The organism is Paenibacillus sp. O199 (assembly GCF_001636635.1).
GTDB lineage: Bacteria > Bacillota > Bacilli > Paenibacillales > Paenibacillaceae > Paenibacillus > Paenibacillus marchantiae.
Genome location: NZ_LGRP01000060.1, coordinates 1 through 8,294, shown reverse-complemented (window position 1 = coordinate 8,294; position 8,294 = coordinate 1). Strand labels below are relative to the sequence as shown.

Annotated in this window: 8 protein-coding genes; all 8 read left to right on the top strand. The window is 49.1% G+C overall.

What is annotated here, in order from left to right; genetic code table 11:
- Positions 1–108 precede the first annotated feature (108 nt).
- Positions 109–1,149 carry an ABC transporter ATP-binding protein gene (locus A6049_RS31255; protein ID WP_063568310.1) on the top strand — a complete coding sequence of 347 codons (1,041 nt, stop codon included), beginning with the start codon at positions 109–111 and terminating at the stop codon, positions 1,147–1,149.
- Positions 1,150–1,163: 14 nt separating this feature from the next.
- The gene (locus A6049_RS31250) at positions 1,164–2,330 is read left to right on the top strand and encodes an extracellular solute-binding protein (protein ID WP_063568309.1); all 1,167 of its coding nucleotides are present in this window, start codon (positions 1,164–1,166) and stop codon (positions 2,328–2,330) included.
- Positions 2,327–3,166 (top strand): ABC transporter permease, encoded by an 840-nt coding sequence (locus A6049_RS31245; protein WP_063568308.1) that lies wholly within the window; start codon positions 2,327–2,329, stop codon positions 3,164–3,166. The genes A6049_RS31250 and A6049_RS31245 overlap by 4 nt, the downstream gene beginning before the upstream one ends.
- A gap of 161 nt (positions 3,167–3,327) precedes the next feature.
- Positions 3,328–3,843 carry a hypothetical protein gene (locus A6049_RS31240; RefSeq protein ID WP_063568307.1) on the top strand — a complete coding sequence of 172 codons (516 nt, stop codon included), beginning with the start codon at positions 3,328–3,330 and terminating at the stop codon, positions 3,841–3,843.
- Between the two features lie 168 nt (positions 3,844–4,011).
- Complete coding sequence (map, locus tag A6049_RS31235) at positions 4,012–4,752, top strand: type I methionyl aminopeptidase (protein ID WP_063568306.1); 741 nt, start codon at positions 4,012–4,014, stop codon at positions 4,750–4,752.
- A 173-nt stretch (positions 4,753–4,925) separates the two neighbouring features.
- The gene (locus tag A6049_RS31230) at positions 4,926–6,125 is read left to right on the top strand and encodes a phosphoenolpyruvate hydrolase family protein (RefSeq protein WP_240321592.1); all 1,200 of its coding nucleotides are present in this window, start codon (positions 4,926–4,928) and stop codon (positions 6,123–6,125) included.
- Between the two features lie 143 nt (positions 6,126–6,268).
- Positions 6,269–7,483, top strand: a complete 1,215-nt coding sequence (locus A6049_RS31225) for a Tm-1-like ATP-binding domain-containing protein (RefSeq protein WP_063568304.1) — start codon at positions 6,269–6,271, stop codon at positions 7,481–7,483.
- Positions 7,484–7,508: 25 nt separating this feature from the next.
- Positions 7,509–8,294, top strand: a 786-nt coding sequence (locus A6049_RS31220; RefSeq protein WP_063568303.1) for a phosphoenolpyruvate hydrolase family protein, incomplete at its 3' end; no start/stop codon positions are given.

The window sequence follows — 8,294 nt, the reverse complement described above, 5'->3', positions numbered from 1 at the left end:
TTGCTAGTGGCAGCTCAGCGGCTGGTGAGCGCGGACGTGCTGGCGAGTGGTTTTCAAATGAAATAAAAATATTTCGGTCGATATACCGAAGCAAGGGGAGGCAGAAGTATGCAGTTGTCTGTACGAGAGTTAGCCAAACGCTACAAAACGGGTGACGGGGTCAGCGGCATCAACATCGATATTGAAAAAGGCGAGCTGGTCACCCTTCTTGGTCCCTCCGGGTGCGGGAAAACTACCGTACTCCGGAGCATCGGCGGGTTTCTTGAACCGGACTCCGGTGACATCCTGATCGAGGGCAAAAGTGTCATTCAACTGCCACCGGAGAAACGGCCGACCTCGATGGTGTTCCAGAGCTATAACTTGTGGTCGCATATGTCGGTATACGACAATCTGGCCTTCGGCCTGAAGATCCGCAAAATGCCGAAGGAAGAGATCCGCACAGCGGTCGAGGATGCGCTCAAGCTGGTCCGACTGTCGGGTTTCGAGAAGAAATATCCGGCCGAGCTTTCGGGTGGACAGCAGCAGCGGGTTGCGCTGGCTCGGTCTCTGCTGCTGAATCCGGCGGTACTGCTGTTGGACGAGCCTTTCTCGGCGCTGGACGCCAAGCTGCGGCACGAAATGCGTGAGGAGCTGCGTGAGATCCAAATGAAGACCGGGCTGACAATGGTCTTTGTCACGCATGATCAGGAAGAAGCACTATCGTTGTCCGACCGCATTATCGTCATGAATCACGGGCGCATCGAGCAAATTGCTCATCCGCAGCAGATTTACGATGAGCCCGCTTCATTATATGTCGCCGGTTTTATCGGCAAAATGAATTTCCTTAAGGGGGTGGCGGAAGGGGAGAGCATCCGGATTGCACATCTTCGCCTGCCAAACGAGAAGGGGTTAAGTGGACAGGTGACAGCTGCGGTCCGACCAGAAGACGTACAGGTGAGCAGTACTACGATGGGAGAAGGTACTTTGGCGGGTAAGGTCAAGCAGGTCATGATTCTTGGACATTACGCCGAAGTTACCGTGGAACTGGTGGAATTCGGCATTATACGTGCTTTTCTGAACAAGGAATTCGTTGAGCAGCTGCAGGTAGGAAAAGACGTCGGCGTCTCGATCTCGAAAATGACCGGATTCCCGGTCGATGAATCGAACTGAGGAGGATGAATGATATGCGTATGAAAAAGCCATTTTTATCATTGTTGACTGTTGTGGGATTATCAGTGTCATTGCTGGCCGGGTGTGGAAACGGAAGTGAGATAAAAAGTATCACCACCACCGGGGGGAGCGCTGCTGCATCGAGCGATCAGGTGAAATTTAACTTCTACTTTACGGGCTCTCAGAACGTCAAGGATCTGTGGGATTCGCTGGAGCCAATGTTTGAGAAACAGCATCCGGATATCGACGTGAATCTAGTCTATATCCCGTCCGGTACTGGTGCTGAGCCGACCTACGACCGGATCGTGGCCGCCAAGAAAGCGGGTAAGGGCTCAGGAGACATTGACCTCTACGAGGACGGAATCACCTCCGTTGCTCAGGGCACAAAGGATGGTATTTGGGAGCAACTGAACGAGAAGGACATTCCTAACCTGAGCAAAGTCAACACAGACACGATGAAGGATGTGGACAACTTCGCTGTTCCGTATCGTTCGTCCGCCGTGGTTCTAGCCTATGACAGCAGCAAAATCTCCAATCCACCAACTACGCTGGACGAGCTGTTGCAGTGGATCAAAGCCAATCCCGAGCAGTTCGCCTACAATGACCCGTCAACGGGTGGTTCCGGCAGCTCGTTCGTGCAGACGATTGTCTACAAGGACCTGCCGGAAGAGGACATCCACAACTCCGATCCGGCGATCATGGAGAAGTGGGATGGCGGTTTTGACACGCTCAAAGAAATCGGACCGTATGTCTATGGGCAGGGCATCTATCCGAAGAAAAACCAGGGCACGCTGGATCTGTTGATGAATGGCGAAGTGTCCTTAATTCCGGCCTGGTCCGACATGGTGTTGCAGCAGCTGAACGAAGGTTTGTTGCCGGATACAATTAAGATGCAGCAGATCACGCCAGGCTTCAACGGCGGACCAACGTACCTGATGGTCAACCAGGAGTCGGACAAGAAGCAAGCGATCAATGAGTTCCTGAACTTTGTTCTGTCCCCTGAAGCGCAGGAAGTGATCGTTGACAAAATGAATGGCTTCCCGGGCATTGAGCTCTCCAATATGTCACAGGAAATGCAGAATAAGTTCGACGGTGTGGCCGAAGGCTTCCGTACGTTCAACATCGGGGATCTGGGCACGGAAATTAACAAACGCTGGCAGAGCGACGTTGCCGCGAAATGAGTAAGGAAGCCAGACAGTCGATCACAGGCCTGGCGATGGTGCTCCCCTCCTTCGCCATCCTGTTAATCGTTGTCATTATCCCGATTGTTCAATCCTTCATCATGAGCCTGAGCAACGGCTCGGGTGGATACGATCTGAGCCGCTATACCTATCTGTTCACAGATAAGGGGATGCGCAGCAATATCGTATTTACACTTCGGGTCACTGCCATTACGTGTGTTGCCGTAATCTTGATCAGCTACACACTGGCGATCTATATGCGCTTCAACCAGGGGCCGATCGTCAATCTGATTCGTAAAACGTACATGATCCCGCTGTTCATCCCTGGTGTTATTGCAACTTACGGTCTGATCAATTTGCTTGGCAATCATGGCTGGCTCGCCCGTATGCTTGAGGTGGTCGGGATTACGCTGCCACGCATCATCTTTGACGAGAAAGGAATCATCATCGCCAACCTGTGGTTCAACATTCCATTTACGACGATGCTGCTCAGTTCCGCGCTGTCGGGCATTCCTTCATCGATCATTGAGAGTGCAAAGGACGTGGGTGTAGGCAGACTGACGCTATTTACCCGGTTTATTTTCCCGCTGTCGTACAAGACATTTCTTGTTGCCCTGACCTTTGTCTTCATGGGGGTCATCGGCTCGTTCACTGCACCCTATCTAATCGGAGCCAACTCTCCGCAGATGCTTGGTGTCTCCATGCAGCAGGTATTCAGCGTTTTCCAGGAGCGTGAACAAGCCGCAGCGATTGCTTTCTTCTCATTCCTGCTCTGCTCGGTGCTGGGTGCTTTCTACATCCGGTCGATGGCGGAAGAGGAGAAGGCGAAGATTTAGACGGGTTGCGCTCAATGATCTTGCATTTATATTTCCAGTCGTATCACTTAAATTGATGAATTGACCTATAGCGAATACCGCACAGATGTCCCATTCGCACAGGCAAGCAGTCCACTTATCGCGTAAACTGAAGTAGATTCAGTAGAGCGAGGTGAAATTCAATGGCTAAAACCAACGAAATACGCCTAAAGGCAAAGCGGTATAAGGCCCGGCCCGTCTGCGTGACTCTTCATAGTGGTGAAACGTATATCGGTTACATTTCTGACGTGAATAGCGGAGGCGTGGTGCTTACCGGGGGAGGAAAAATATCGCGGACGGCGACCACAGGGGACAGTTCCCAGCGTTCCAAGCAAAAGGTTGCACCCAGCAAGAGCGGTCGTTCTCAGAACCGGAAACGGGTGAATGGTACGCGCAAGCCGTCTACCCGTTCGCGCACAGTGTCGCGTGCGCAGGTTTCGTCCTTTCTACCGATGATGGGTTCGCTGTTTGGCGGGCTTGGCGGTGCGGCTTCGGCTGGCGGTATGCTTGGCGGCGGAATGCGGATATTCGGCATGATCCAGCAATTCATGCCAGTCATGAAAATGGGCTACGGCATGATCAAATCCATCCATCCGTTTATGGGTGCCGTCAAAGGTCTGATGGCTCCGCCTAGTCAGGCCGAAGAACAAGAGGTATAATGCAATATTCAGCCCCTTTGAAGACGGAAGGGGCTTTTCTTTTTTTAGTGTCAAGGTGTTATTGATAAAAAAAGTTGCGAAGCTTTGACCATTTGGATATGATTATCTAATTGGTTGTTTCAGCTTATACATTTAATTGATGATAAAAGATAGTGAGGTCAGAAAACAATGATTGCAAAAACAGAGGAAGACTTTAATGGTTTGAAGGAAATTGGCAGAATTGTTGCCTTTATCAGAGATGAATTGGTGCAAAGAACAGTTCCTGGCATAACGACGAAGGAACTTGATGATATAGCTGGAGAGCTTTTTGAGAAAGAAGGAGCAGTCTCAGCTCCAAAAAGTGCATATAATTTTCCTGGCTATACTTGCATTAGTGTTAATGAAGAAGTAGCACATGGTATTCCGGGGCAACGGGTTATTCAAGAAGGAGATCTAGTCAACATAGATGTCTCTGGCTCGAAGAACAGTTATTTCGCTGATACAGGAATCTCGTTTGTAGTAGGCGAAGGAGAAGAAGTGTTAACGAAAATATGCGACGTTGCTAAACTAGCATTTGAAGCAGGTCTTAAAAAAGCAAAACCTGGTTCCAAAAAAAGCGGCATCGGAAAAGCGGTATTCCTAACAGCAAAACAGCATGGATTAACCGTTATTAAAAACCTTACAGGACATGGTGTTGGACGTAACATACACGAAGCACCTGACCATATTTATAATTATAACGATACATCGGATGATGAGTTATTAAAAGAAGGCATGGTTATTGCATTCGAACCATTTATCTCAACTTTAGAAGAACAAGTGTATCAAAAAGAAGACGAATGGACCTTTGCTACAGAAAAAAGCTATGTAGCTCAAGTGGAACATACGATTATCCTTACTAAAAATGGCCCGATCATTGTCACACAATAATATCAAGAGCATGTCTAAGGTCGATTTCCCAACTGGGAAATCGGCTTTTTTTTGATGCCTTTTAACCAAACGGATCGAGGAAGGAGGGAATGAGCTATATGGAATGATGTACAATAATAATATTGAGGAACAAAAACTACAATTGGTAAATTGTGATGAGGAGCGGATGGAGTTTGAACAGAACAGTCATACTGGAGCGTCTTCAATCACAGCTGTACGAGGGAAATCACATCATCGGTGTCTCGACAGGCACGGGGATTACAGCCAAGTATGCAGCTCAGAGTGGAGCGGATTTTATATTAATGCTGAACTCCGGCAAGTTTCGCCAGATGGGGAGAAGCTCTCTAGCCGGCTTTTTGCCGTTTTGCAACAGTAATGATATGGTGATGGATTTTGCGTCAAGAGAAATTGTGCCGCTGGTGAGGCATTCTCCCGTACTCTTTGGACTGAATGCGAATGATCCAACCATAGAAATGGCTGATTATATAGAGGAAATCAAGAGGAGAGGGTTTTCAGGAGTCAACAACTATCCTACGGTCGGCTTGATCGACGGATTATTCAGAGAGGCTCTGGAGGAAGACGGGATTCGTTATGACGTCGAGGTTGAGGCCATACGTCTGGCCCATCGACAGGATTTGTTTACGGTGGCGTTCGTATTTGATGAGCTTCAGGCTGCCCAGATGATTGAAGCGGGGGCAGATGTAATCTGTGCTCATCTTGGCCTGACCGAAGGCGGGTTATTGGGTGCACGGAAGGTTGTATCCTTGGAGGCCGCCAAATCAAAGGCACTGCGTATTTTTGATACCTGCAATCAGCTTAAGCCGGATTTGATCAAGATGATTTATGGCGGTCCGGTAAAGACGCCGGTCGATGTCCAGTACATGTATAGCGACAACACAGACATTATGGGGTATATTGGCGGGTCTGCTTTTGAACGAATTCCTTCCGAGAAGTCGATTACGGCAGTTACTCGCGATTTTAAACGCCTGGGTAAACTGGATGAGGACGATTTTATGGTCAAAATGCTGAAAGGCATTACCCAGCATTATGATTACGTTGAGTTTGTCAAAGAGTATGTGGCGCAAAACTACAGTAGTGAAATTATTTTTTCGGATCTGGCCAAGGTTGCTCATGTTTCCCGCAGCTATTTGAGCAGTTTGTTTAAAAAGGAGGTTGGCTGCAGCTTTCAGACCTATCTGGTAAGCTTCCGCATCAATAAAGCCGTCACGCTTCTTCATGCGCCGCAGCTTCAATTATCCGAGGTGGCTGAGATGGTAGGGTATCCCAATTACGCACAATTCAGCAAAATGTTTAAAAAGCTTAAGGGCTGCTCTCCCAAAAAGTACAGATCTAACCTAAACACAAAAACATAGAACTTAAAAGCGTTTTCATAAATAAACAGGACCAGTATGATGAAGCTATAACGATCGTACTGGTTTTTCTGTTAGCAAAAAAAATCAGCGTGCTACCTGCGATCGAGCTTGGTTTCTAAAGAGTCATACGAGGAGGCCGTGGAATGAAGACCGTCGCAATCATTGGAACATTTGACACAAAGGGTGATGAATACCTTTACATCAAGAGCATTGCAGAGGAGCTTGGGTTGGGGACTTTGATGATTCATACAGGTGTATTTGAACCATCCTTTGTTCCGGATGTGTCCAATCAGGAAGTCGCCCACGCCGCAGGCATGGTCATAGAAGAACTTGCGGCAAAGAAGGATCGGGCTTTGGCTACAGAGGTTTTGTCCATAGGCTTGAAGAAGCTGGTGCCACAGTTGTACAAACAAGGTAAATTTGACGGAATCATTTCCTTTGGTGGCACTGGTGGGACCTCACTGGTCACACCTGCCATGAGAGCTCTGCCGATTGGAGTCCCTAAGGTGATGGTATCAACCGTTGCTTCTGGAAACACAGCTCCATACGTAGGCACGAGTGATATTGTCATGATTCCGTCTGTGGTGGATGTAGCCGGATTGAACTCCATTTCTACGAAAATATTTACAAATGCATTATTTGCGATGGCGGGCATGCTCAAGTTTGAGCATACGCACAAACCGGATAAGAAGCCGCTGGTTGCAGCCACGATGTTCGGAGTGACAACACCATGTGTGACAGCGGCAAGAAAATATTTGGAGGAGCGGGGCTATGAGGTGCTTGTGTTCCACGCTACGGGCATCGGAGGGCAGTCGATGGAGGCGTTGATTGAAGCAGGCTTCATTGAAGGGGTATTGGACTTGACCACGACGGAGTGGGCGGATGAAATCATCGGCGGTGTCTTAAATGCGGGGCCGAATCGCTTAGAGGCTGCAGGCCACAATCGCATTCCGCAGGTAGTCTCGGTGGGCGCCTTGGATATGTGCAATTTTGGGCCGAGCGATACTGTACCGGAGAAATTCAAGGATCATACGTTTTATCAGCATAATCCGACGGTAACCCTGATGAGAACCACAGTGGAAGAGAATGAGCAGATCGGCAGGAAGCTTGCGGAGAAGCTGAACATGGCAAAGGAACGCACCGTGCTAATGCTACCGCTTAGAGGCGTATCCGCAATTGATGTGGAGGGGGAGCCTTTCTACGGACCGGAGGAGGACCGGATGTTGTTTGATACCCTGCGCCAGCATGTCGATCGCTCAATTGTTGAAGTGATTGAAATGGATTGCGCCATCAACGATCCAGCCTTTGCAGAAGCCGCAGCACAAAAGCTGATCGCTCTCATGACATCAAATTTCTAATCAATCCAAAAAGGAGGATATCGAAATGAATAAGCTGAACAGATCAGAAATTATGGACAAATTTAAGGGAGAGGTAAAGCAGGGTAAAATTCTACTAGGTGTCGGGGCAGGTACAGGCATTACGGCCAAGAGCAGTGAAGCGGGCGGAGCAGATATGTTAATCGTATACAATTCCGGTCGGTACAGAATGGCGGGCCGCGGCTCGCTGGCGGGCCTGCTCTCCTATGGAGATGCCAATCAAATCGTCGTTGAGATGGGAGCCGAGGTGCTGCCCGTCGTCAAACATACGCCTGTTCTGGCAGGGGTGTGCGGCACCGACCCTTTCCGAATAATGGAGGTATACCTGAAGCAGCTGAAGGAGCAGGGCTTCAGCGGAGTTCAAAACTTCCCAACCGTTGGTTTGATTGATGGGGTGTTCAGACAAAACCTGGAGGAAACCGGTATGGGGTACGACCTGGAGGTTGAAATGATCCGTATCGCCCATGAATTGGATTTGCTGACTACGCCGTATGTTTTTGATCCTGCTCAGGCAAAAGCCATGGCGGAGGCGGGGGCTGACATTTTGGTTGCGCATATGGGGTTGACGACCAAGGGATCGATTGGTGCAAAAACAGCGCTAACCCTGGACGACTGTGTTCAACAAATCGAGGCGATTATTGAAGCAGGGCGGGCTGTGAACCCGGAGATCATGATTATTTGCCACGGTGGACCCATTGCAGAGCCGGAGGATGCGGCCTATGTCATTGAGAGAACAAAGGGCATCGATGGATTCTTCGGCGCATCCAGCATCGAGCGCTTTGCGGCAGAGAAA